General features: G+C 55.6%; 24 protein-coding genes and 1 other RNA gene. 8 read left to right on the top strand and 17 right to left on the bottom strand.

Annotated features, from left to right (window positions below; all coding sequences use genetic code 11):
- Positions 1-6: 6 nt before the first annotated feature.
- Together ACFOWX_RS09020 and ACFOWX_RS09015 are read left to right on the top strand one after the other, a co-directional pair.
- Positions 7-345: a 2Fe-2S iron-sulfur cluster-binding protein gene (locus ACFOWX_RS09020; RefSeq protein WP_381423337.1), complete on the top strand. Its 339-nt coding sequence runs from the start codon at positions 7-9 to the stop codon at positions 343-345.
- Positions 346-570: 225 nt separating this feature from the next.
- Entirely contained in the window at positions 571-1,470 is a 900-nt protein-coding gene (locus ACFOWX_RS09015) for a hypothetical protein (RefSeq protein WP_381423335.1), read from the top strand.
- Between the two features lie 161 nt (positions 1,471-1,631).
- Here ACFOWX_RS09015 and ACFOWX_RS09010 read toward each other — a convergent pair whose 3' ends face one another.
- A complete protein-coding gene (locus ACFOWX_RS09010) occupies positions 1,632-3,038 on the bottom strand; it encodes an NAD(P)-binding protein (protein ID WP_381423333.1) in 1,407 nt (468 codons plus the stop codon).
- 76 nt (positions 3,039-3,114) lie between these two features.
- Here ACFOWX_RS09010 and ssrA point away from each other — a divergent pair.
- Positions 3,115-3,458, top strand: a transfer-messenger RNA (tmRNA) gene (gene ssrA / locus ACFOWX_RS09005).
- Positions 3,459-3,559: 101 nt separating this feature from the next.
- Here ssrA and ACFOWX_RS09000 read toward each other — a convergent pair.
- The 10 genes from ACFOWX_RS09000 to ACFOWX_RS08955 form a co-directional block, all read right to left on the bottom strand.
- A complete protein-coding gene (locus tag ACFOWX_RS09000) occupies positions 3,560-3,784 on the bottom strand; it encodes a hypothetical protein (RefSeq protein WP_381423331.1) in 225 nt (74 codons plus the stop codon).
- Positions 3,785-3,877: 93 nt separating this feature from the next.
- Positions 3,878-5,134 carry an N-succinylarginine dihydrolase gene (locus tag ACFOWX_RS08995; RefSeq protein ID WP_381423329.1) on the bottom strand — a complete coding sequence of 419 codons (1,257 nt, stop codon included), beginning with the start codon at positions 5,132-5,134 and terminating at the stop codon, positions 3,878-3,880.
- On the bottom strand, positions 5,134-6,168 hold the full coding sequence (locus ACFOWX_RS08990; RefSeq protein ID WP_381423328.1) for an arginine N-succinyltransferase: 1,035 nt from the start codon (positions 6,166-6,168) through the stop codon (positions 5,134-5,136). The genes ACFOWX_RS08995 and ACFOWX_RS08990 overlap by 1 nt, the downstream gene beginning before the upstream one ends.
- On the bottom strand, positions 6,165-7,376 hold the full coding sequence (locus ACFOWX_RS08985; RefSeq protein ID WP_381423326.1) for a hydrolase: 1,212 nt from the start codon (positions 7,374-7,376) through the stop codon (positions 6,165-6,167). The genes ACFOWX_RS08990 and ACFOWX_RS08985 overlap by 4 nt, the downstream gene beginning before the upstream one ends.
- A 116-nt stretch (positions 7,377-7,492) precedes the next feature.
- Positions 7,493-8,530 carry a type II toxin-antitoxin system antitoxin DNA ADP-ribosyl glycohydrolase DarG gene (gene darG, locus ACFOWX_RS08980; RefSeq protein WP_381423325.1) on the bottom strand — a complete coding sequence of 346 codons (1,038 nt, stop codon included), beginning with the start codon at positions 8,528-8,530 and terminating at the stop codon, positions 7,493-7,495.
- A gap of 9 nt (positions 8,531-8,539) precedes the next feature.
- Positions 8,540-9,178 (bottom strand): type II toxin-antitoxin system toxin DNA ADP-ribosyl transferase DarT, encoded by a 639-nt coding sequence (gene darT, locus ACFOWX_RS08975; protein ID WP_381423323.1) that lies wholly within the window; start codon positions 9,176-9,178, stop codon positions 8,540-8,542.
- A 157-nt stretch (positions 9,179-9,335) separates the two neighbouring features.
- Complete coding sequence (gene rsmA / locus ACFOWX_RS08970; RefSeq protein WP_381423321.1) at positions 9,336-10,169, bottom strand: 16S rRNA (adenine(1518)-N(6)/adenine(1519)-N(6))-dimethyltransferase RsmA; 834 nt, start codon at positions 10,167-10,169, stop codon at positions 9,336-9,338.
- Positions 10,156-11,229 carry a 4-hydroxythreonine-4-phosphate dehydrogenase PdxA gene (gene pdxA, locus ACFOWX_RS08965; RefSeq protein WP_381423319.1) on the bottom strand — a complete coding sequence of 358 codons (1,074 nt, stop codon included), beginning with the start codon at positions 11,227-11,229 and terminating at the stop codon, positions 10,156-10,158. The genes rsmA and pdxA overlap by 14 nt, the downstream gene beginning before the upstream one ends.
- A 39-nt stretch (positions 11,230-11,268) precedes the next feature.
- A complete protein-coding gene (locus ACFOWX_RS08960; RefSeq protein ID WP_381423317.1) occupies positions 11,269-12,603 on the bottom strand; it encodes a peptidylprolyl isomerase in 1,335 nt (444 codons plus the stop codon).
- A gap of 112 nt (positions 12,604-12,715) precedes the next feature.
- Positions 12,716-14,986 carry an LPS-assembly protein LptD gene (locus ACFOWX_RS08955; protein ID WP_381423315.1) on the bottom strand — a complete coding sequence of 757 codons (2,271 nt, stop codon included), beginning with the start codon at positions 14,984-14,986 and terminating at the stop codon, positions 12,716-12,718.
- A gap of 199 nt (positions 14,987-15,185) precedes the next feature.
- Between ACFOWX_RS08955 and ACFOWX_RS08950 the strand changes: the two genes are divergently transcribed.
- From ACFOWX_RS08950 to ndk, 5 genes are all read left to right on the top strand, one after another.
- Positions 15,186-16,640, top strand: a complete 1,455-nt coding sequence (locus ACFOWX_RS08950) for a leucyl aminopeptidase (RefSeq protein WP_381423313.1) — start codon at positions 15,186-15,188, stop codon at positions 16,638-16,640.
- An 11-nt stretch (positions 16,641-16,651) separates the two neighbouring features.
- The gene (locus ACFOWX_RS08945) at positions 16,652-17,071 is read left to right on the top strand and encodes a hypothetical protein (RefSeq protein WP_381423311.1); all 420 of its coding nucleotides are present in this window, start codon (positions 16,652-16,654) and stop codon (positions 17,069-17,071) included.
- Positions 17,061-17,501, top strand: coding sequence for a DNA polymerase III subunit chi (locus ACFOWX_RS08940; RefSeq protein ID WP_381423309.1), 441 nt, complete (start codon positions 17,061-17,063; stop codon positions 17,499-17,501). Before ACFOWX_RS08945 ends, ACFOWX_RS08940 begins: the two co-directional genes overlap by 11 nt.
- Positions 17,502-17,571: 70 nt before the next feature.
- Positions 17,572-18,075, top strand: coding sequence for a hypothetical protein (locus tag ACFOWX_RS08935; protein ID WP_381423307.1), 504 nt, complete (start codon positions 17,572-17,574; stop codon positions 18,073-18,075).
- A 145-nt stretch (positions 18,076-18,220) separates the two neighbouring features.
- Positions 18,221-18,643 (top strand): nucleoside-diphosphate kinase, encoded by a 423-nt coding sequence (ndk, locus tag ACFOWX_RS08930; RefSeq protein WP_381423305.1) that lies wholly within the window; start codon positions 18,221-18,223, stop codon positions 18,641-18,643.
- A gap of 87 nt (positions 18,644-18,730) precedes the next feature.
- Here ndk and ACFOWX_RS08925 read toward each other — a convergent pair whose 3' ends face one another.
- The 6 genes from ACFOWX_RS08925 to cobT all read right to left on the bottom strand — a co-directional run bounded on the left by ACFOWX_RS08925 (position 18,731) and on the right by cobT (position 24,943).
- Positions 18,731-19,675 carry a D-2-hydroxyacid dehydrogenase gene (locus ACFOWX_RS08925; protein ID WP_381423303.1) on the bottom strand — a complete coding sequence of 315 codons (945 nt, stop codon included), beginning with the start codon at positions 19,673-19,675 and terminating at the stop codon, positions 18,731-18,733.
- Between the two features lie 3 nt (positions 19,676-19,678).
- Positions 19,679-20,110 (bottom strand): endonuclease domain-containing protein, encoded by a 432-nt coding sequence (locus ACFOWX_RS08920; RefSeq protein ID WP_381423301.1) that lies wholly within the window; start codon positions 20,108-20,110, stop codon positions 19,679-19,681.
- 179 nt (positions 20,111-20,289) lie between these two features.
- Positions 20,290-21,789, bottom strand: a complete 1,500-nt coding sequence (gene cysS / locus ACFOWX_RS08915) for a cysteine--tRNA ligase (protein ID WP_381423299.1) — start codon at positions 21,787-21,789, stop codon at positions 20,290-20,292.
- Positions 21,790-21,981: 192 nt separating this feature from the next.
- On the bottom strand, positions 21,982-22,653 hold the full coding sequence (locus tag ACFOWX_RS08910) for a nitroreductase (RefSeq protein WP_381423297.1): 672 nt from the start codon (positions 22,651-22,653) through the stop codon (positions 21,982-21,984).
- Positions 22,654-22,673: 20 nt separating this feature from the next.
- Positions 22,674-23,126: a hypothetical protein gene (locus ACFOWX_RS08905; RefSeq protein ID WP_381423295.1), complete on the bottom strand. Its 453-nt coding sequence runs from the start codon at positions 23,124-23,126 to the stop codon at positions 22,674-22,676.
- The gene (cobT, locus tag ACFOWX_RS08900; RefSeq protein WP_381423293.1) at positions 23,126-24,943 is read right to left on the bottom strand and encodes a cobaltochelatase subunit CobT; all 1,818 of its coding nucleotides are present in this window, start codon (positions 24,941-24,943) and stop codon (positions 23,126-23,128) included. Before cobT ends, ACFOWX_RS08905 begins: the two co-directional genes overlap by 1 nt.
- Positions 24,944-24,985 lie beyond the last annotated feature (42 nt).

Here is a 24,985-nt window from a genome sequence, read left to right as displayed (position 1 = left end):
CGTGACATGACCGTAAAAATCACCTTCATCAGCGCCGATGGCGATCAGGAACAACAGGTAACGGCGCAGCCCGGCGACAATTTATTGACGGTGGCACAGGCCGCTGGACAACCGCTGGAGGGAACCTGCGAAGGGCAAATGGCCTGCTCCACTTGCCATGTGATTATTGAAAAAGACTGGTTCCCCAAATTGCCGAGCGCCAGTGACGATGAAGAAGATATGCTCGACCTGGCCAGCGGCGCCCGCCGCACCAGCCGCCTGTCCTGCCAAATTGACTTGACCGCCGAAATGGACGGTATGATCGTCCACATCCCCGCCGAAAGCCGCAACATGCAGGGGGTTTGAGCGGGGGATGTAGGCAGGGGAGTAAGCAGGGGTTTGGGCGGGGGATCGCAGAAGATTGCTCTTATCCCGCGCCGTCATCCCGAACTTGTTTCGGGATACATACTGCCTTGTCATCGCAGAAACGACCGGAGGGAGCCTATTGATCCTACAATAAGTTGGTATATATCATTTTTGGTCATTTTTTATTGGGGCCCACCTTAAAATCGTTCGTAATATGGAGCCAGAATGCGCCACCCTAAGACTTTCAATTTTCTTAAATGGGCTGGGCGCGCTTTTTATGGGTGTGTGATTGGTTTAGGTGGCTTATTATTTGTGGCCGCCCAGATTTGGGATGGCGTTAAAATTTGGACTGAACAGTGGTTTTATTACCTGATACCATACGTAATGACACCCTGGTTTCTTGTCTGCAGCCTAATCATTTTATTGAGCTACGTTGGCGCATTACTTTATACTTGGAGCGAACCAAAGCCCGAAATCGGATCTACCTCGTTAAAAGATGAGGATACGCCTGATCCGGTTCTTGATCCCCCCGTGGAAAGACCAATAATACCATCACAACCGAGCGTAAATGCGGACAACGCGGCCACCATGGAGCCAACATTGTCATCACTGGAGCCGAGAGAGGTTGACCCCCCGGTGACCTCGCCTCGAGCAGATAGTATCTACCATTACGAAGCCGAATTGGGCGTCATTAAAGATATAATAGAATCGATTAGCTCGCTCGAAAGTTTCGAACCTCGGCGTCACCAGTTCGCTGGCTCAGATGATTCAGAAATGATCTCGTCGCGCAACCAGATTGGTTGGGGCTATCGATATGATGAGGTTTTTTATAAAATTAAGGAAAGATTCCCTGACGGTTTTGAAAATGTAGAAAGTCAACAAGCGGATGTTGAGCGTGATATCAAGGGTGATGCCAAATATTTGATTCTGGAAGAAGAGGATCGGCCTTTTTATTCCTCTGGAGAACAAAAACGCGAACATTTGATCGCAATTGCGAAGTTGAGGCCGCTCAGGTCACATCTTGAGGCTACGGCGAGGGAATATCAGTCCAATATTGATCGACTACGCAGGGAAATCAGACAAAGTATGACATATAAACAGACCAGCTCGATGAACTCTAGCTAATCACTCCATCTCTATATGTTGCGGGATACATACTGCCTGTCATTGCAGAAACGACCGGATGGAGCCTATGTATCCTGAAACAAGTTCAGGATGACGTGGCGGGGGTAACCGGCGCTTTTTGACTGCCGGATGGCTTGGCTGCCGGATGGTAGCAGCGAACCCTAACCGCCCGCCGCCAATTTTTGCAAATTCATCATCGCGCCCATCGCATTGTTGCGAAATTTTAGCAGCAACGCTTGTTTTTCGGTATCATCGGGGGTGACGGCAGCGATGACTTTGCCGAAACCGTCTAGGCGGCTGGCGCGGATCCATTGGCCTAGTTTTTTATCCTGCATCCATTGAAACTGATTCGCCATATTGGCCATGTTGCACGGAATATAGCCCTCTATCTGATGCGGGAAGGGGACGGTTTGGCATAGCTTATTCTTTTCGGCGTCGCTGTCATAATTGGCCTCAACATAGGCGATGAGGGCCGCGCTAAAGGCGGGCTGCGGCGCGCGGACCAGCTGCGGGATGATGGTATCGCCCTGAAAAATCGGAACGGCTGGCCGGTGTTCGACCGCCGATGCGGTGCAGTCAATATAAAGCGTGTCGCCATCCATCGGCACATGGCCGCCATCCATCGTAATGCCTGCATCATCAATTGCTTGCACGCGGCCCATGCGAATGACCTGCGTAATGTGGCGCAGCAAATCAACCTCGCCTTGTGATATGGTGGCATAATGGAACATTTCGGGCTTTTGATCGGAATAAATGCGCAGCATCACGCCCGCTTGTTCAAGCCGTTCAAAAATTTCATCCAGCGACGATGCTGTGGCGAAAATTTCCATCATCGCGGCTTGGCCGCCAATAGTGGCGTCGAAAAATTCCATGCCTGGCTGCGTGCGCAAACGGTTCAACAGCCAGCTGTCACGCGGCATGATCCAGTGAATATCCTCTGGCCTAGCGCCGCTTGATAACAGCCACACGCCCACATCCATTGCGGTTTTGCCCGCACCGACAATAACAAATTTGGAAGGGATTTCATCCGGCCTCATCCACAAATGGGGCAGGGCATTGGGCGGGACCAGACGGGTGCCATCCGCCACGTCAAAACGCGGTTTATGTGTGGACGGAACCGTGGTGCCATAATAGGTGGCATCGACGGTTTTGCGGTTCACGGCGATGCTGCTCTCCTCCCCCGATAGCAGCGACACGAATTTGCCGCCGCCTTTATAATCGCTCATCGGGAAATAGCTGACGCGCCCGCTCGGCAATAGTTTTTGCCGCATGACGGCATCGAAATAGCCGCTGACTTCGGGGCCAGAGGCAAGTTCATACAGGCCCTTATTCACGCCATGCGTGTCTTTTTGCCCGGTGCCCAGCGGCATGCTGTTTACCCCGTAAAAGGCCGAAGGCTGATGCAGCGCAACGAAGCTGTAGGCGTCATTCCAATGGCCGCCGGGTTTGCCGTGCCGGTCAATGATGGTGATGGTCGCGCTGGTTTGATCCAGCAATGTGTCGGCAAAGGCAAGGCCCACCGCGCCTGCGCCAATGATCAGATAGTCGGTTTCATAATCGGTCATCATCGAGTCCTTCGTTTATTGTTAACGGCGTTAACATAGGTTATTCAATCTGACAAGGGTGCAAATTTTTTTGCGCGCTTCACTTCCTATTCACGCAAATCAGCCTATATGGGTTTTGTCCGTTTCGGCGGACTATGGTGATAAATGATGATGTGTAATAGATGCAGCGGACCCGGGGGCGGTACCCGGCAGCTCCACCACATCCCTTGAATGTTCAGGGGTTTTGACGGGGCTGAACTAGGATCGACGTGTGTTCAAAGACATTGTTTTTGCCCGGCATGAATAAGCCGATAAATGGTTCAAAACCAATAGGTGCAAACGATAACGAAGCACTTGCTCTCGCAGCATAATCCATGGGCCTCACGGTCCTAAATTAAGCTAACAGAACGCGGCCGGGCTGGCCGGGCAACAGAACAGATTCCAGCGGCCTCCGCAGGTGCCGGGCAACAGAAACCTGCGGACTTTCCCCGGCGTTTTAATGTATGAATGGTGTTGGCCGGGTGGAAAGAACCTGTTCCGTGCGGTCAATCGACGCCCAGCAATTGATGATATTCAACAGCTTCCAACATCTTTGCCGATGCCAGGAAAACGGACCCTGTGCATAAGCAGAAAAACACCTTGCCGATATTGCCCGGATATTGCTGCATATAAATCAGCCCCCGCTCAACCGCGCCCAATCCGAGCGCATAGGTGATAAGGAAAACCTCAGTTTTGGTTTTGATCTGGAACAGGCGTTTTAGCTTTTTCATCTTAACCTTTTACACAGCAAAGGCCGTGCCAGATCAGCATCTCTGCGGGTGACGATGGTTAACGCAATAGCCGATTGTAAAATATTCCGGCAGTTATAGCGCCCCGTCCAGTCCGCAGCATTTGAGCAGCGCCGCGCGGGCCGATTGCACCTGCTGAATCAACGCCGGATCGCTCAATTGATCGGGCGCAATATGTTCGGGCCAATATTCGCCGATGACTGCCGCCATCGCATCCAGCTTTGCCTCATCGGCGATGAAACGCGGATCGACATAAGCTGGATCGCATACGACACGCAGGCGCAGGCACGCCGGACCGCCGCCATTGGCCATGCTTTGCCGCACGTCAACCGGCACCAAATGCCGGATGGGGCCATTGCCCGCGACCATTTCCGACAGCCACGACCAAACCGCTTCGTTTTCCTGCGACTCTGTGGGCAGGATCAACGCCATGCCTTGTCCATTCGGCATGGTGACGAGCTGCGCATTGAACAAATAGCTCTGCACGGCGTCGGCCAAAGTGACGCGCGATGCCGGAACCTCAACAATTTGCACCGAAGGCATCAACCGGCGGATATCGGCATAGGCTTCGGATGGATATTCAAAGGCGAGTTCGTGGCAGAAAAGCACATCTTCATTGGCCACGGCGACAACGTCATTATGAAACGCACCGCCCGCAATTGCCGCCTCCGCCTGCTGTATAAACAGGGTTTTGGCTGGATCGAGCAGGTGGGCGCGGGCAACGGCCTTTGATGCCTCAATATGTTGGCGCGCGGGAAACGGCCCGCCGCTTTTGCCATAGACAAAAACCTCAATGCCTGCCTCGCCATGGGCGGCACACAGCCGCATATGGTTGGCCGCGCCTTCATCGCCATAGGGCGCAGGCACGGGCGGATGCACGGCAAAATGCGCTTCATTGGCAAAGGCGAGCTGTAACTGCGCATGGGTGCCGGTCCATTCGTGGCTGCGATGCGCCATGGTCAGCAGGTTTGCTGCCGACAAATGGCACCGCCCATCGGCGGTATCGGGGGCAGGGGACACGGTGGCCGCATTGGCCGCCCACATGGCGGAGGCAGAGAAAGCGGCGGCGCGAATATGCGGCTCGGCGCTTGCCATATCGGCCGACAGCCCCGCCAGCCAAGCAGCATTGGGACGGTCCAGCGGCATGAAAAACCCCTGCGCCAAGCCAGCGCGCAGGTTAGTGCGCATTTTTTCAAGCCCTTGCAATGCGGCGGCGCGCGGGGCGGATATGGCACCGGCATTATTCGCCGATGCGATATTGCCAGGCGACAGGCCTGCATAATTATGGCTCGGCCCGATAATGCCGTCAAAGTTGATTTCGGTAATCGCCATTAGGATGCATTCCTTTCAATTGCACAAATCACATCGCCCGCGCCAATGCCCAGCGCCTCGGCAGCAACGGCGTCGAGCGTGACGCGGCCTTCCTCTTCGATGATCCAGCCATAGGTTGCCTTAAAATCATTCAACCGGCCGTGCGCGACCAGCATCTTGCTCGCTTTTTCGCGGTCCAGCGGTGCGTCGATCACGTCGATCTTTATCTCCCGCGCGTTGCGCACGCTTGTGATCCGGTCGGTTTGCACCGTCATCGTGGGGCCGGCGTCAAAAATATCGACATATTTTTCCCATGAGAAACCCTCATTTTCCAGCATCCGCATCGCTGCCCGCCCCGATACATGGGGCACGCCAATCACGGCCCGCGCCTGTTCCGAAAGCATGGCGATATAGACGGGATGTTTGGGCATTAAATCGGCGATGAATTGATTGCCATGTTTGGCGTTAAATTCGTCGGCATCCTGAAAACTCATGCCAAAAAAGCGCCCCGCGACGCTGTCCCAAAATGGCGAGCCGCCCGCATCGTCAATAACGCCGCGCAATTCCGCTATCGTTTTGTCGGCGAACCGGGCGCGGTGCATGCGGATGAAGAGATAGCGGCTGCGCGCGATCAACATACCCAGCCCGCCCGACCGTTCGCCGGGATGCAGGAACAGCCCGCCAACCTCGGTCGCGCCTTCCAAATCGGTCGATAGATTCAGAATATCGGCGCGAAATGTCCGCTGTAATTCCTCACTATGCTGCGTCAACGCGCCGATGCGGTAGCTATAGAAGGGCCATTTCTGTCCCACCTTTGCAAAAATCTGACAGGTTCCGCGCACTTGTTTTGTCGCGGTATTTTCCAGCGCGAACATGAACCGGTCATCGTCCAGCTGATCATCATCGCGTTCAAATGCCTCGGCCGATCGTTCCAATTTCGTCAGCAGCGACGGCCGGTCCGGCGGCAAATTGGTAAACCCGCCGCCCGTCCGTTTCGCCATTTCGTAAATTTGCTGCACATCGCCGGGGCGGGCAGGGCGAATGATAAAAGTCATAAACTTCCTTTTTGAGCCAACCGCATAATGGTGAGCGCGGATAGGCGCGCTCTTTCAGGCAGGCTGTCGGTAATTAAATATTCGTCGCTACTGTGAATAGCGCCTCCGCGAACGCCCATAGTGTCAACCACCGGCACTCCGCAAGCGGCAATATTATTGCCATCACATACCCCGCCTGTGCTTTTCCAACCGATCGAAAGGCCCAAATCCTCCCCGCATTTTTTGACCAGGCCAAACAGCGCCGCCGCGCTGTTGCTGATCGGTTTGGGCGGGCGGCCAAATCCGCCGTGTAAATGCGCCGAAACGTCATGCTCGGCCTCGATTGCGGCAATAAGCTGCTTGATTTCATTTTCGGCAAAGCTTTGCAATTCGGGCGTATGCGGGCGCAGGTTAACGCGCAAAATCGCATGGTCGGGCACGACATTATTCGGCCCGCCGCCATCAATCCGCGCCGGATTAACCGATAGGCCCTCGCGGGTCAGCGCCTTCATCCGCAGCGCAAGATCGGCCGCCGCGAGCAGCGCATTGCGGCCCTCATCCGGATTGCGTCCGGCATGGGCGCTTTTGCCGGAAAAAATGACCGAGAAATTGCCGCTGCCCGCCCGTGCGCCCGCCAATGTGCCATCGGGCAAGGCCGCCGGTTCATAGGTCAGCGCAGCCATTTTATCCTTGGCCAGCCGCGCGATAATCGGCGCGGAGGAGGGCGAGCCTACTTCCTCGTCACTATTGATCAAAATCTGATAGCCAAAATCGGGCTGGTCTTTCGCCCCCTCTATGGCGAGCAGCGCGTGCAGCATGACCGCAATCCCGCCCTTCATATCGGCAACGCCCGGCCCGTTCAAAATGCCGTCTTCGCGCCAGGTCAGCTGCTGAAAAGCATGGCCGGCGGGAAACACCGTGTCCATATGACCGGTGAACAGCATCTGCACCGGCGCATCCGGGCGCACGGTGACGATCAAATGCTTGCCATATTCGGTCATCTGCACGCTGCCGTCATTGCGGATCAGCTCGGACGGCGCGCCCTCCACTTGCTCCACCGTGCCGGGCAGCGCCGATAAAGCATCGGACAACATCGCCGCCGTTTGCGCAAGCCCCGCCAGATTGCCCGTCCCGCTATTCACCGCGCACCACATTTCCACTTGGCTAAGCATCGGTGCCGCTTCAATAAAATCCAGCGCGGCCTGTTCCTGAGATGTAATCGTCTGCATGCACACAGGTCTAGCGCGAGCGCAGCGGGAAAGCCAGTGCTTGTGATGGGGGGGGATAAGATTAGGCGTAAGCGGCGATCACTAAACAAACGCAATTCATTCAGTTAACAAAGAGCTTAAGCCGAAGCAAACCACCCCTTGGCTTGAAGTGTATCGAACGCGATGGCCACCTGGCGCGGCGTAAAAGCCTTTTTGCGTTCATTCCAATTACGCACTCGTTCAACCGCTGCCTGATGGGACTTAGCCCCTTCACGAGTGGCAACCCAGTGAACCGTTGCCAGTAATTCCAGACCGTAAGGTGTTTCAAATCCATCAACCAGATCGGCAACGCGCTTGAAGTTTTCGTGCGTATGCGGCTCTTGCGCCAAAGCCTTCTCTGCCTCTTCAATCGCGCCGGGAACGATTGTGAGCTCTTTGTCTGGTTGATCGCCGCCATCCTGATAGCCTGAGACAAAGTAGCCTTCGATCCGGTGCAGCACGTGCGCCAAATTGTTCGCATACGGACCGTAGTGATGTTTGACATAATTTAGGCGAAGCGGTTGCCCAGCTTCTTGCATAAAATACATCAGTTTCTGAACTTCGATTAAAGTGACAAACGGATCCATCAGCCCTCGCAAATACCGATGCATCAGCGTGACCAGCGAGGCGCGGCCCGTAGTCATGTTTGGCACCGATGATGCCCGAACTGAATCCGGCGCCCCCTTGGGTTCAAAAATGATCACATCCACATCGGGAATGTCCTGCAACGCCGATTTGATCCGGGGCAGCACATCATCCCAATCCAGCCCGCCAAGGCCAGCGCCTAGCGGGGGAATGGCAACCGATTTAATGCCACGGGATACAACCTCGTCTGCAAGTGCGATCAGCCCTGCCTCGATGTCCTCGATCCGGCTCTTGCCCTTCCAATGCCTTTTTGTAGGAAAGTTGATGACAAAGCGCGGTGTGAATTTGCCGGTTTCAAATACAAACATCCGCCCTGGCTGGACCTGTTCCGCGTCGCAAGCGGTTTTGTAAGCCTTGAAATTTGAAGGATATGCATTCTTGAATTGCAACGCGATGCCGCGTCCCATGATGCCGACACAGTTGACGGTATTGACGATTGCGTCTGCATCCGTCTTGAAAATATCTCCGGTTCTGAGTTCAATGTTTGCCATGATTACCCTTCAATAATACCATGCTGGTCGTATTTGAATAGCCGGTCTATGAGCTGTGCCAGCGATAGCTTTCACCGCTTCCTGACCTGTCAGTCTATTCATTACTGCAATTTCCTCAACCAAATGCCAAGGGAAATGCTGCTCGATCAAAAATTCCGCCTGTTTTGCTTCACGAAATGCCCGCCAATACTTTGCTGTCACGGCATCCCAATTGATATCATTCAACTCCGTAAGGTTGGTACGATCCTCAAAATAATATGATCCAGCGTTGGATAATGTGAAGGCCCAGCGATGGCCATTGGCATTTGCCCAATCGACCGTATTATTCAAGTCAGATACTAAGTGTACAATTGGTTCTTGCCCGCCTTTGTAAGCCAGTTCAGGACTCTTGATCTTCATCATGTACAGCATCACGGATCGCGGACAGAAGTAGAACGGAACGCATTGGCCGACATAAAGGTCGGGATAGCTGGTGAGCCGCAGCTCGTTCATCCTTCGCGCCTTAATGCTGTTCATCCCGATCACCGTGCCGGTTACGGGACGCTGCGCCAGCTCAGCATCGGACCAAAGATACCCGTCCGCCGCTATCGAAGCCAGCTTGTCCACATGAACAATGTGGTAGATTTTGGGGTTGGCTGGCAGCGGCATAGATCGGACTTGGAACTCCAAAAATTACTGAGATGAGCTATCGTCTTCTCCGGCGTTTTTGTCCATCGTTTCGTTATACTGAAGAGTTTCTGGAACGGCCCATTTTGCAACGTTGTAATGATCGCTTTCCTAGAAGGTTTTCTGATCACCACCCCCCCTAAACCCCCCGCGCGACTTCCACCCATTCGGCGACGCTCACGGTTTCGGCGCGGCGGTCGCCTTCTATTCCGGCGGCGGTGAGGGCTTCCATGGCTCCGGGGACGCTTTTCAAACTTTGGCGCAGCATTTTGCGGCGTTGGCCAAAGGCGGCGGCGGTTAGTTTTTCTAATGTCGCCATCTCTGCGCCCTCGGGCTGCTCGCCCGGGGTGATGTGGACGACCGCCGACATGACTTTGGGCGGCGGGGTAAAGGCGCTGCGGTGCACCGGCATCGCGATCCGCGCATTGCATCGCCACTGCGCCAATATCGCCAAGCGGCCATAGGCGCTATCGCCGCCCGCCGACACAATGCGGTTGGCAACCTCACGCTGAAACATCAATGTCATCGACAGCCATGATGGCGGCCAATTTTTGCTGGTCAACCACCCCACGGCCAGCGCGGTGCCGACATTATAGGGCAGGTTGGACGCGATATGATAAGGGCCGGAAATTTCCCGCGCCGGATCAATTTGCATCGCGTCACCTTCGATCACGCGCAGCTGTCCGGGAAATGCCTCTGCCAATTCGGCGAGTGCGGGTAAGCAGCGCTGATCGCGCTCCACCGCCGTGACATGGGCGCCCGCGCGCAGCAAGGCGCGGGTCAGGCCGCCGGGGCCCGGTCCCACTTCATAGACTTGCGCGCCGTTCAAATCGCCGGGTATGGCCGCGATGCGGTCCAATAGCTGTTCATCCAGCAGGAAATTCTGCCCCAGCGCCTTACTCGCCGCCAAACGGTGCCGTTTGATAACATCGCGCAGCGGCGGCAAATCCGGCCGCAGATTAGATTGGGCCATGTAGCCCAGCGCTTTCCATTTTCGCCTCTGCCGCCGCTGTGGCTACTTTTTTTGCGGCAAATGCCTTGCGATGCTTCACGCTGTCGCGGGCCATTTTGATGGCGGCGATCATCGATCCGGGGTTGGCGATATTGCGCCCCGCAATGCCAAATGCGGTGCCATGGTCGGGAGATGTCCGCACGATGGGCAGGCCGAGCGTCATATTCACCGCCTCATGGAAATAGAGCGTTTTGAGTGGGATCAACGCTTGATCGTGATAGCCGCATACCGCCGCGTCATATTCGGCCCGCGCCTCGGTATGGAACATCGTGTCGGCGGGCAACGGATCGGTCACGTTGAAACCTTCGCCGCGCAATTGTTCGATCGCGGGGAGGAACAGCTCCATCTCTTCGTGCCCCATGGCGCCATTTTCGCCCGCATGGGGGTTCAATCCGGCCACGGCAATGCGCGGATTTTCCATTCCGAAATCGCGCATTAATCCTTTGGCGGTGGCGCGAATACGCTGCCGTATCAGGCGGCTGTCGAGATGGCTGCCTATGTCGGATAAGGCGATATGCGTTGTCATTGGCACGACGCGCAAATCGGGACCAGCGAGCATCATGATCGCGTTATTTTTGGCCACGCCGCAGCGTTCGGCGATAAATTCGGTTTGCCCCGGATGCGTGAAGCCAACCGAGTAAAGCTGCGTCTTCGATACAGGGCCGGTCACCATCGCCGCGGCGCTGCCCGCGCGGGCAAAACCAACGGCAAGCTCCAACGATTGAAAAGCGCAGCGTGCGCCCTCGGCAGTGGGAGTGCCGGGCGTTACCGCTCCGCAATCATGCATATGGAATATGGGTAAAGCCTCATCAAAATGCTGCGCAGCATCGGCCGGATCGTCAATCCGCCGCACCGGGCCATCCCAATGGGCGGCAAAACTATTGCTATCGCCCACAGCAAAAAATACAGGCAGCGCCTGCGCCTTACGCTGTAACCATGCCTTTGCGATGATTTCTGGACCAATGCCTGCCGGATCGCCAGCGGATATGGCAATCGGCATTTGGGGCAGGACAGTTATCATAGCGCTACACTCTGTTGGGATAATTCCCGGTTACTCGCTTTAGCTGATGATCGCATCACGGCGCAGGTCGCGCAGATACAGGCGCGCCCGTTTGTTGACCCGGTCATCCTCGATATTGCGCATAATCTGTTCAAAGCTGGGTGCGTTGGCGTCGGGCGGCGCATCGCGGCCGCACATTACGAAAACGCGCACGCCATCTTCCAGCGAGCCATAAGGCGGCGTCGACTGCCCAACCTGCAGGTCCAGCATCACTTGCTGCAATGGTCCGGGAAGGTCGCGAACCCGCACATTGTCGCGGTTCACCACTTCGGCATTCAGGTTTTTCGCCATTTCGTCAGCAGCGCCACAGCCGCTGATTTTTTGCGTTTCGGTTTGGAAGCGTTCAACCAAAGGCCGCGCTTGCTCTGCGCTGGTGCCAGGCGCGAAATTTAGCGCGATTTGTTTCAAGCTGAGCAAGGAGTCGCGGACATCGGCGGTTGCGACTTGCCGTTTATCTTTGAGCACCATGATCGAAATGCCGCCTGGTGTTGGCACCGCGCGAATCTCCCCGCTGGCCATTTCGGCTGCGGCCTGCGCCATGCTGGTCGGCAATTGGCCCAGATTGACCCAGCCTAAATCACCGCCCACAACGGCGGTCGATGCTTCGGAAAATTGCCGAGCGTAGGCGACGAAAGATCCGCCCTGACGCAATTGGTCAAAAATCTGTTTAACGGTCTCGGCCACTTGCTGCTCATTTTCGGGTGTGGCCGACAGATAGATTTCGCTGATGTTGTATTCCGGTTGCCCCTTATTAGCATTGATCCGTTCGATGATCGCGTTGACTTCATCGTCACTGACGCTGACGCCGGGTTCGACATTGCGCCGGATCAGGCGGCTCCAGGCGAGTTCGCCCTTAATCTGACGCCGCAGGCTGGCCCCGGACGATCCGATTGAGACCAAATAGGCATCATTATCCTTGACCGATCGTTTGAAATTTTGCTGCGTGATACGCGCATAATATTCCTCGACCTCAGCATCGGTCACTTCAATTTCATTGGCCTTTGCTTCCTGAATTTGCAGAGTTTCATCGACCAGATTCTGCAATATTTGCGCGCGGATACGTTCTACTTCGGACGCCGGTATTTCGGTTTCATTGGCCGCGAGTGTCAACGCCAGCCGGTGGTCAATATCCGTGCCGGTGATAATCTCACCATTTACAATTGCGGTTGCGCGGCGGACGTTGGGATCGTTTTTGCCAAATAGCTGCCCACCGCCCGGAATGTTGAGCGAAGCTTCGGGGCTATCATCATCGCTAACCGTTTGGGCGGTTAGGGGGGAAAAAATGGCGGCTGCCGAAAGGAAGAGAACAGCAGGAAATCGCGTCATTAATTTCATGTATACATCCAAAATTGGTTTCTATTTGCAGGAATGTTAGCAATTTGTGGCTGAACCACAGATGAGCAAAATAATATGTTTGCCATGCCAATGTCCCCCTTTGGCAACCGCCTTACACGCCCAAATTTCGAAACGCTAGCCGGAACAGAAAACTGTTGCCCCGTCGCGCATCGCCGGTTTCTTGATAATCGCGGCGCCAGGTAAAACCAACCGACAAGCAGTCATCATCATAGGAAATACCGAGCCGGTGGCGGATAGGTTCGAAACCGTCGCTAACCGACAAAGGATCGTCACGCGGGCTGGTCAAATCGACAATGGCCGATCCAAATACCGACCAATAGCGAGCGATTTTTGCGCGTCCGCCCAAACGGATTTCTTCCCGGTCTTGCAAATCTTCGATCTCCGGGCCGATATTGCGGTTCAGCCGTAAATAACCAGCCTGCAAATATGTGCCTCTGGTACCCAGCGTTGCGTCAATCTCGTTACGCCTTACTGCAAAATTATCTTTATCAAGCCGGTACCGGTGGGTCAGCTTCACCAAATCCTTGAACCGGATTTCGGTTCGGCCCACAACATCAGATACTTTTTCTGAAAGCCCGGTGCCATCGGGAAAGATAGTCGCCCGGTTCGACAAACGATAGCTTTGCCCGATATTCGTATCAATTTGCACATCTTTGCCCGAAAAATTCCAGTCAAAGCCGAATGTCACGCGGGCGCTGTCATCGAACCTGTCATAGCCGGAAATACGGTTCAGCGCGAACAGGTTGCTGCTTTCCAAATCCACCGCACGCGAATCTTCATTGGGAATGGTTAGGTTGGAAATGGTAGGCGCGGCCACAAATTGAACGCGCGGCGTGAATATCTGCGTCCCGCCGAAAATTTCCCCGGCAAAGGGCCATTTTACATCAGCCGCCGCCGCGAATATTCCGCGTGTCTGCCAACCGCTTTGCCCGCGATAAATTTCGGTCAGCGTATCTTCATTCTCATCGCTATGATAGACATCACCTCGGCCCAGCAAAGTGAAGGTCACGTCCTGACCCAGCCCGGTGATCGTCCGCAAATCCCACCGTGCAGAGGCAAAGGCGCGCTGTGTATCCTGGCCCTCAATCCGGCCGATGGCGAGGCTGTTGGCTTGCAATTGCACTTGACCACCCAAAACCGGATCGCTCAGCCGCAGGCGATAATCGATTTCGGGCAAAGCGATGGGTGTCGCTTTTTGGCTGTCACCCACGCGCAGTGTTTGCACCGACCAACCAGAAAATGAAAAATAACTTTTTTCATCAATCCGTTCGACCGCAAAAGTGGAGCGCAGACGGTCATCGCGGCTGATATCGTAGCGGCGCAAGAAAGTCCGGTCAGTGGCGAGGCGAATAGACGAACTGACCGACCATTTGTCGTCCAATTGGAATTTGCCGACAGCGTCGAAATAGCCGCGCAATTGCCGGTTGGAATCAGGCGTGACCGTATCTGTTGACACAGCGGTACCGTAGGTCAGATATCCGCCAACTTTCAAAGCGCCTTTTTCCTCCAAAGTCCGAAATTCTGCGCGGAGCAAGGGGGCGACTTTGGAGAATGCGGTCCCGGATACCAACAGGTCACGATTTTCGGAAAAGCGCAGATAATAGGGTATTTCCACTTCCAATCCGTTATTTTGCGTCAATCGCAAATCGGGGACCAGAAACCCGCTGCCTGCCTTGGTCTCGGCTGGATGAGACAGCCCCGGAAGTGGTAGCAAGGGCAATCCAAATAATTCCAGCCTAGCCCCTTGATAACGCACCCGCTTGCTTGCGGGGTCATAGGTGACTTTTACGGCTTTCACTTGCCAGCTTGGACGCTTCGGACAGCCATCGGTATCTTCGACGGCGCAGGGGCTATAGGCGGCATAATCGAGCGATAATCGCCCATCCTGCCGTTCACCGCGCTGCGCCGCCAATCGGCCGCCGTCATTCATGACCAGCAACAGATTTTCGACAACGCCATCTTTCAACGAGTCGGTCAGTATAATGGAATCGCCATAGGCAATATCGCCATTGGGGCCGATCGAGCGGATGTTACCCTGCGCCGTAACCTCGCCGGTTTTCCGGTTCCATATCACCGTATCAGCACGCAGCCGGTACCCATCGCGGTTTAATATTACATCACCAATGGCTGTGACGATTTCGGCCTGCGAATCATAGTCAATTTTTTCGGCGGAAAAGGCGATGACGGGATCAGCCGCCTTTTTCTCCTCTACCGTTTGTTCGGGCGGATTGCCCAAATCCGCCGCCACCGGGTCAATCGGCGAATTTTGTGCATGCAAATAGGCAGGCTGCGCCAAAAGATATAGGCCGACCGCGCATAGGAATGGCCGGTGGTGCAGGCAAAAGGCGGCGGGGGCAGTCATAGATTGCATCGTCCTTTATCGCCCCATATGCGCCGGGTCCAGCCCGCATTACAGCGGCGGCCCTGCTTTCGCCCTCTATTGTCCGAAATGACGGCAAAGGCAAATATGATAATGATGTTTTGCTTTAATTTCTGCCGATAATCGGCCAATAGACGGGCATATCAAAAACAGAATTGCATATCGAAAGGCTGAAACCAGCATGAAAATCGAATTTACCGCTTCGCGCCCCGAAAATATGGATGTGATCGCCTTTGCCGTTACCAAAGCAAATTTTGAAGGCTTTGATTTCCCCGTCGACCATCCCGAACAGCTGACCGAAACCGCAAAGCTGGCGCGTTTTGATGGCAGCGCCGGTCAATCCTTCCTGCTCATCGCGCCCGTGGATGGCCGCATGGTTCGGATTGTCTTGGTCGGATTGGGCAGCAGTGCGATCGAAGCGCAAAAAGCGGGCGGCATTATCTTAACCAAGGTGCATACATCCGGCGCGAAAAGCATCGCGATTCATGCAGCAGGCATGGAAGGCATGATCGCCGCAGAGGTGGCCTATGGTGCGCTGCTGAAAAATTGGCGGATGGATAAATATTTTACGAAGAAAAAAGCCAGCGAATTGCCGAGTGTGGAATCGCTTTCCATTGTTGGTGCATCCGACTCCGCAATAGCCGCATGGCCGCGTTACGAAGCGATTGCGCGCGGGGTTGAGTTTACCAAGGAGCTGGTCAGCGAACCTGCCAACATCATCTATCCCGAAAGCTTCGTCGAACGCTGCCAGCATCTGAGCGAGCTGGGCGTGAAGATTAAAGTGTTGGATGAGGCCGAGATGACAAAGCTGGGCATGGGGGCGTTGCTGGGCGTGGGGCAGGGGTCACGCCGCGAATCCCGCCTGCTTGTCATGGAATGGGACGGCACCGGCGGCGCGCAGGAACGGCCGGTTTGCTTGGTCGGTAAAGGCGTCACATTCGACACTGGCGGCATTTCGATCAAGCCTGCCGCCGGGATGGAAGATATGAAATGGGACATGGGCGGCGCAGGTGCCGTGGCAGGAACCATGAAGGCACTGGCCGGGCGCAAGGCGAAGGCCCATGTGATCGGCATTTGCGGGCTGGTTGAAAATATGCCCGACGGCAATGCGCAGCGCCCGGGTGATGTCGTAACCTCTATGTCCGGCCAAACGATCGAAGTTATCAACACCGATGCCGAAGGGCGGCTGGTGCTATGCGATGCGCTGCATTGGGCGCAGGAAACCTATAACCCCGAATATGTCATCGACCTTGCCACATTGACAGGCGCGATCATCATCAGCCTGGCCCATGAATATGCGGGGATGTTTACCAATAGCGATGAATTGGCGGGCAAATTGAATGCTGCGGCGGATAAATCCGGCGATCCGTTATGGCGGATGCCCATTGGTCCGGCCTATGACAAGATGATCAACAGCGACATTGCCGACATGAAAAATGTCGGTCCGCGCGGCGGTGGTTCGATCACGGCGGCACAGTTCCTGAACCGTTTTATCAAGGATGGGGTCAAATGGGCGCATCTTGATATTGCCGGCACGGTATGGACCGATAAGCCGGGCGATACATGGAACAAGGGCGCATCGGGTTACGGCGTGAAGCTGCTCGACCGGTTCATCGCCGATAATTTTGAAGCCTAAGCGCCGCCGCGATGCAAATCGCCAAGGCCAGCCTGCCGCCGCATATCCGCGCGATTATAGCGTTCGATATGCTGGCCTGCGGTCTGTTCGCGCTGCCGCAGCTGTCGGCGCTGGTGATCGCTGTCTTGAATGATGTGAATGGCGCTTTGGGCTTTGCTGGACAGCCGGTGATTTTGGCACCAGCGGCGTTTTTCTTCGTCAATTTTGCCGGGCTTTTGGGGGTGGCGTTGAATGCGATGCTATTGAAAACCAGCGATGCTGCGCTCCACCGCGTGAATGTCGCGGCGCGGGCGGGCGTGGTCATATTGCTCGGTTATTATATCTTAGCGCATGACCTACCGGCGATATTCGCGGCCTTTATCCTGAGCGAGATTGTGGGCGGGGCGCTCACATGGCGCTGGTTGGCCAGCCGGAGCGGTGATGCAAGTTGATTTCTACCAGCTGACCCGCGATCCGGCCGAAAAAATCCTGACCGCTTTGGCGCAAAAAACGCTGTCGGATAAAGCGCGCTTGTTGGTGGTCAGCGGGACAGCCGCGCAGTTGGAGGCGATATCAAAGGCGCTGTGGAGCGTTCCGGGGGCCGCATTCCTCGCCCATGCCATTTCGGATGGCGGCGCGGCCGATGCGCTGCAACCCATTTTGCTATCCGATCAGGTGAAAGCCCCCAATGACGCCAAATTTATTGCCATAGCTGATGGGATATGGCGAGAGGAGGCTTTGACCTTTGACCGGGTATTCTACCTGTTCCCGCCCGAACGAACCGACAATGCGCGCGCGGCATGGCGGGCGCTGGGCGAGGCGGAAAATGTGACGCGCAATTATTGGCGGCAAGATGGCGGCAAATGGATAAAAGGCCCTTGATCAAACCGCATAATCGGTTAGTTTTGGCAATAACAACCGGGGTCGCACCTATTCAACCCGGAGAATTTTTATGAAAAAGACCTTGATATTGCTGTTGCCAATTGCGGCTTTGGCGGCCTGTAGCAATGAAAAATCGTCAACCATCACAACGCCCGACGGTGAAACTGTAACCGCGACCAGTGATGGTGACGGCGACAGCGGCACGTATAAGGTGGAAACCGATAAAGGCACCACGACCGTGACAACCGGGTCAAAGGCAACCAGCGATCTGCCCTATGGCCTGACGATATATCCCGGCGGTAAAGTGCTGAGCAATATTTCGTCCAGCGGAGAGGGCGGTTCGGGCACAATGCTGTCATATGCCAGCAATGCAAGCCCCGCCGACATTGTGGCGCATTATAAAAAATTCGCGGCTGATAATGGCTTCAAAATAGAGGGCGAGGCGAGCGTGAATGAAATGATGACATTCGGCGCCAAAAAGGGCGAGGACGTGTTTCAAATCACGGCTCAACCCGATGCAGCCGGGAGCGATGGCAAAACCAGCGTGATGGTGATTGCGGGTATGTCGGGATAATATCGAGCCGCGCGGCCCTAAGGTCAGGACCCTCAACCAATTTTGCGGTATTAGGTGGGCCTGCATGGAAATCCTTGCAAAACAAATGGTGCGCGGTTAATGGCGCGGCCAACCAATCACATTATAAAAAGCGAGGAACCCTCCCATGGCCATTACGCGCACATTTTCGATCATCAAACCCGACGCAACCCGCCGCAATATCACTGGCGCAGTGACCAAAATGCTGGAAGATGCCGGCCTGCGCGTTGTCGCGTCAAAGCGTATTCATATGACCAAAGAACAAGCCGAGGGCTTTTACGCCGTGCATAAAGAGCGCCCGTTCTTTGGCGAGCTGGTGGAATTTATGATCAGCGGCCCTGTCGTGGTGCAAGTGCTTGAGGGCGAAAACGCCATGCAAGCCAACCGCGATATCATGGGCGCGACCAACCCCGCCGACGCCGCCCCCGGCACGATCCGCAAAGAGCTGGCCGAAAGCCTGGAAGCCAATACCGTCCATGGCAGCGACAGCGAAGAAAATGCAGCGATTGAGATCGCCTATTTCTTCAAACCCGAAGAGATTGTCGGATAAGCCGGCAACGAAAGTCATCCGAGAAAAGGCCGCCGGGAGCAATTCCGGCGGCCTTTTTTGTGGCAGTAGTGCCCCACGGAGCGGACCTTAATATCCGAGGCTCAAATCCACCTGCGGCGCGAGCGGCTCACCCGCCTTATAGCGTGCCAAGTTGGTCAGGAACCGCTCGGCACTGCGCGCGAACATCAATGTCTGCGCCCGGCCCGATAGATGCATGCTGATATGCGCATTCGGTGTTTCCCATAACGGGTGTCCGGCGGGCAGGGGTTCGGGCGTAGTGACATCCAGCCAAGCCGCAGCGATGCTTTTGGCGCCGAGCGCCGCGATTAACGCGTCCTGATCCACGACGCTGCCCCGCGCAATGTTAATCAGGCTCGCGGTTGGCTTCATCGCCGACAGCTCCGCCTCGCCGATCATGCCGTCGGTTTCGGGCGTTGCCGGAACCGCCAATATCACCCAATCAAATTCACTCAGCCGCCCGCGCCACTCATTCGGGGTCAGGCAACCCTCGGCGGGTGTGCGGCGAACCTTGGTGACATCCACATTGAATGCGCTCAACCGCTCCTCAATCAACTTACCGATTGCGCCATAGCCAAGCAGCAACGCCTTGCTGCCGTAAAGCTCGACCTTGCCCGGACTATCGAGCAACCACTCCTGCCGCTGCGCCGCTTCCATCACATTCCGGTAACCCTTGGCGATATTGAGCATTGCCATGACGACATATTCGGCGATGGTGATGGCATTGATACCGGTGCCGTTGGTCACCACGGTTCCCTGCCGCGCTAGCTGTTCCAGCGGCATACCGTCCACGCCGGCATAGATGCTGTTCAGCCATTTCAGCTGCGTCGCAGCGGAGATGACCTGAAACATTTCGGCCTTGTCATACATATCAAACCAGCCGATTTCCGCCTGCGGAGCGACCAGCAGCGCTTCTTCCTTGGACATGAACCATAATGGCTCAACCCAATCGGGTAGGCGGGTTTCGATCATCGGGCGGATGAGCGACGCGGCGGCGAATTTGGTTTTCTGCATTTGTTATTCCTCTCCATCGACTTGGGATGGGGAGGTTGCATCGTGCCGCAATGACGCAGGGGCCTTCCCAAATTCTGTCAGCCGATCTTCAACAGTTGCGATTATCGAAGTCGCAACTTCGGTTGTATCGCGCAAAACGTCAACGGCGGGGACGCGCAATGTATCGATCCGATATGCGGCCAACCATGCGTCACGCTTTGCGTCCCTTTCTGGGTTACCGCCCATATCATGCGCCATGCCATCAACCTCTATGGCCAGATTGGCACGGGCGCAGAAGAAGTCGAGGATGAATGGTCCAGCGGGATGCTGTTTGCGGAATTTATGACCGCCCGGAGACTGGCGCAATATCTGCCACAGCATGAATTCCGGTTTGGTGAGTTCCCGGCGGAGTTTTTTGGCGCGTTTAATGGAAGCAGATGGTTTATTAGGCCGCATGATATTCCCCTCCGTCACACCTTCGCTAACGCTACGGTGCGCCACCTCCCCATCGCAAGTCGATGGGGAGGAGAGTAGCACCAAAGGTCCGGTTTACGTTCTCCACATCGACTTGCGATGGGGAGGTGGCGCACGATGCTTTAGCATCGGGTGACGGAGCGGACTTCTGAACTTTCAGTTCAAACATCCAGCTTCCAATCCCAGCCCAGCGGGTCGCCGTCCATAACCTCAACGCCCTTGGCGATCAGGTCGTCGCGGATGCGGTCTGACGTGGCGAAGTCCTTGGCGGCGCGGGCGGCCTTGCGTTCGTCCAATGCGGCTTCGATTTCGGCTTCGGTGATGGTCGCGGATTTGGGGCGGATGCGGAGGTCTTGGCGAGTGAGTGTGAGGAGGTTGAGGCCGAGGATTTGATCCATTGCTTCGGCAACCGCCAGCTGTTTTGTAATATCGATTTTTTTGGTAGCCAGCACGCCCTCCAAATGAGTCAGCGCGATTGCAGTGTTCAGGTCATCGATTATGGCATCGTTAAAGGCTTCTACTACAGACTTTAATTTTCCCCATTCGTCACCCTGAACTTGTTTCAGGTTCCATTTCTCCGCCTCGACCGGTGGGTCTTTGGGCGCGATAGATGCTGAAACAAGTTCAGCATGACGGGCTTTGAGTGCGGTGACCCCCATCACCATCCGCTTTAGCCTAACAAAAGCCGACTGCAGCCCCTCCCAGCTAAACTCCAGCTCGCTCCTATAATGCGCCTGCAAGCACATCAGGCGGTAGGCGAGGGGGTGGAAGCCTTTGTCGATCAGCAGTTGCAGGCGCAGGAACTCGCCTGATGATTTGCTCATCTTGCCTGAACGCTCGACAAGGAAATTATTGTGCATCCAGATGCGTGCGCCGGTATCCGCGCAGCCTTCATGCGCTTGGTTCTGTGCGATCTCATTGGGATGGTGGATCTCGCGGTGGTCGATGCCGCCGGTATGGATGTCAAACGGCATGCCGAGCAAAGCTTTTGACATGACCGAGCATTCGAGATGCCATCCCGGCGCGCCGCGTCCCCACGGGGAATCCCATTCCATCTGCCGCGTTTCCCCCGCCGGGGTTTTGCGCCAGATCGCAAAATCCGCCTTATTGCGCTTGCCATCTACGTCCTCGATCCGGCCTTCACCGTCCTCAGTCACCGCGCGGGCCAACCGCCCATAATCGGGCACAGTCGAAATGTCGAAATAGAGCCCGCTCTCCAGCTCATAGCAATGTTTGTCCGCTATGCTTTTGGCATAGTCAATCATCGCCGGAACATAATCGGTGGCGATGGTCCATTCGGCGGGTTGACGGCAATTCAGCGCCTTAAAATCCGCCCAATAGGCCTCCGTATAATGCTTGGCGATGTCCCAGATGGATTGCGCCCTTTCCGCCGCCATCTTCTCCATCTTATCCTCGCCTGCGTCGGCATCATCGGTCAAATGGCCGACATCGGTGATATTGATGACATGTTTGAGGGTGTAGCCCTTATAGCTCAGCACCCGGCCGAGCGTATCGGCAAAGACATAGGCGCGCATATTGCCGATATGCGGGTAATTATACACTGTCGGCCCGCAGCTATAGACCCGCGCCTCGCCCTGATGGATAGGAGTGAATGTTTCGAGTTGCCGCGTTAGGCTGTTAAAGAGTTTCAGGTCGGTCATGATCAGGGGCGATGGCGTAACCAGCCAAGCAGGTCAAGAGGTTGGCGTTATCCTCCCCAATGACTCGCATTGGGGAGGTGGCAGTTGCGTAGCAACTGACGGACGGGAATTTCGAGGGTTGTTGGGCAAGCGGCCCCTCCGTCTCGCCTGCGGCGATCCACCTCCCCATCGCTAGTCGATGGGGAGGATTGTTTACCAGCCCTCCCAGCGGATCACCTCATCCATCGCGGCACGCGGGACTTCGAAATTGTTGATCGGCGCATCGGCGTCGCGGTATCCGATTGCCATGCCGCAAAAGAAGATATGATCGTCATCGATATTCAGCAATTCGCGCATATAGGTGCCATACATTGCCCAGATTTCCTGAGCGCAGCTATCAAGCCCCTCTTCGCGCAGCAGCAGCATGACGGTTTGCAGCCACATGCCCATATCGCTCCATTGCGGCGGGCCCATATATTTGGGGCAATAGGTAAATAGCTGCACCGGCGCGCCGAAACTGTCCCAGTTTTTCATCATCTGCGCAATGCGGCCCGCCGCGTCATTGCGTTGCAGGCCAACGGCGTCAAACATCGCTTTGCCCACGGCGCGGCGTTGGTCTTCATGACGGCCCGACAGGCCTTTGGGATAAATATCATATTCGCCGCCTTCGCCCATCGGCGCGGCCTTTGCCTTTTCCTTAATCGCCGCCGTTATTCGGGCCAGTTCGTCGCCGGTAACGATCACCGCATACCAAGGCTGCGTATTGCCACCCGAAGGGCTGCGCTGCGCCTTTTCCAGCACGCGGCGAAGCGTCGCCTGATCAACAGGCTTGTCGATAAACTGCCGGATAGACCGGCGGGTGGCGATGGCTTCAGTTACTTTCATGTAGTATTATATCCTATTTCTTAGTGATACCGTTTGATTTCTTCTTCGCCATCACGTCGGTAGTCATCTAGAGTTGTCCCATTCGCCGGACGTATATAGGGTGGAACTGGCTCACTGCCCACTTCACAACGCCGAACAGATGAAGGCTCCGCGCGAATTAAATTAAAAGTTCCAGCTGTGTTACGGCGAAGCAACATCGTTAGAGTTTTCTCTCTAAATTTAGTATGTAGTAAAGCTAGAATAGTAATTTTTCGTTCAGGCACTTCACCTTCGATGACCTGTTTGATTTTGAGATCAAGAAACCACGGCCAAAGCATTATTATGTCTTCACCGTTGTCTCCCAGAACCACGGGAATCTGGGCAATAGGTTTCGCTCGAATTTTTGCATCGTAGCATTCAATGTCCGCGGCTATTGCTGTGCTGCAAGTCGCAAATGCTGCCAGTGCAGTCACTAATTTTAGGTTTGCTTTCATCACTCCTCGTCAAACAAGCCAGCCAGCTGCTCAATCATAGTGCCGCCCAATTGCTCCGCGTCCATGATCGTCACGGCGCGTTTATAGTATCGCGTCACATCATGGCCGATGCCAATGGCGATCAGCTGCACCGGGCTGCGCGTTTCGATCATCTCGATCACTTTGCGCAGATGTTGTTCCAGATAGCCGCCATGGTTTACCGACAGCGTGCTGTCATCCACGGGCGCGCCGTCACTGATGACCATCAATATGCGGCGGTCCTCGCTCCGCCCGATCAGGCGGTTATGCGCCCATAATAGCGCCTCTCCGTCGATATTTTCTTTCAGCAATCCCTCGCGCATCATCAGGCCCAAATTGCGGCGGGCATGGCGCCAGGGTTCATCCGCCTTTTTATAGATAATATGGCGCAGGTCGTTGAGCCGCCCGGGCATCGGTTTGCGCCCGGCATTTAACCAGTCTTCGCGCGCCTGTCCGCCTTTCCATGCGCGGGTGGTGAAGCCCAATATCTCCGTCTTCACGCCGCAGCGTTCGAGCGTCCGGGCCATAATATCCGCGCTGATCGCGGCGATGCTGATCGGGCGGCCACGCATCGATCCCGAATTGTCGATCAGCATGGTGACGACCGTATCCTTAAAATCGGTATCGCGTTCAACCTTGTAAGACAGCGAGCTACCCGGTGACACCACGATTCGCGCCAGCCGCGCCGCGTCCAGCATTCCTTCTTCCTGATCAAAATCCCAGCTGCGGTTCTGCTGCGCCATCAAACGGCGTTGCAAGCGGTTGGCGAGTTTTGTGACCACCGACTGCAAATTTGCAAGCTGTGTATCCAGATAAGCACGCAGCCGGTTCAGCTCTTCTTCGTCGGCCAGTTCCAGCGCGGTGACCGTTTCGTCATATTTATCGGTCCACACCCGGTAATCGGATTGCGGCAGATGGTCCCAATTGCGGCGCTGCGGATTGACGGGCTGCATACCTTCATCGCCCATATCGCCTTCCGCGCCCTCGCTATCGTCCATCTGACTTTCGTCATATTCGCCCTCTTGTTCCTCGCCTTCGCCGTCTTGCGGCTGTGCGCGGGCTTCGGATTGACCAGCCTCACCGTCGGTCTCATCGGGTTCGTCGGTCTGGTCTTCTTCCTGCTCATTATCGTCATCTTCGCCCGCCTTATCCTCATCGCTGGGGTCCATTTCACCCTCGGTAAGGTTGAGGTGAGCAAGCATGGACTGAGTAACGGCGGCAAAAGCAGACTGATCGTCGAGCGCCAGTGACAGCGCGTCCAGATCGCTACCGGCATTTTCTTCGATCCAGTCGCGTAGCATGGCGACGCCATCTTGGGCCGTTTGCGGGACCGGCTGTCCTGTAAGCCGTTCCCGCACGATCAGCGACAGCGCGGTCGATATCGGCACTTCATCGGCGGCCTGAGCGCGGCTGATCGGGTCGGTGCGTAATTTGAGTTCGAGCGCGTGGGTCAAATTGCCCGCAACCCCGGCCATCGCCCGCGAGCCAAGCGCCTCCACCCGCGCATTTTCCACCGCGTCAAAGGCGGCAGCCGCAATCGCTTCGGCAGGGCGCAGCGCCGCGTGTCGGAGCGGGCTATGATGTTTGAGCTTTAACGAAAAGCTATCGGCAAAGCCGCGCGCCTCGGCCACTTGATCGGCGGGAAGGGTGCGGCCGGGCATCGGGACTTTGAAATTTTTACCGGCCTGAGCCGGGACATCGGCGGTAAAGGCAAGCTCAACCTCTGGCTCACGCGCCATTGCACGGGCGGTGCCGGTTAAAACAGACTTGAAGGCGTCAAGGGGATTTTTATCGGACATAGTTGCACGGTCTTAAGACCAACCGCGCGCCGATAATAGTCC

The sequence above is a fragment of the Sphingorhabdus arenilitoris genome (assembly GCF_042651485.1).
Classification (GTDB): Bacteria; Pseudomonadota; Alphaproteobacteria; order Sphingomonadales; family Sphingomonadaceae; genus Sphingorhabdus_B; species Sphingorhabdus_B arenilitoris.
Note: the sequence above shows the minus strand (reverse complement) of the source record. Positions and strands in the feature narration are given on the sequence as shown.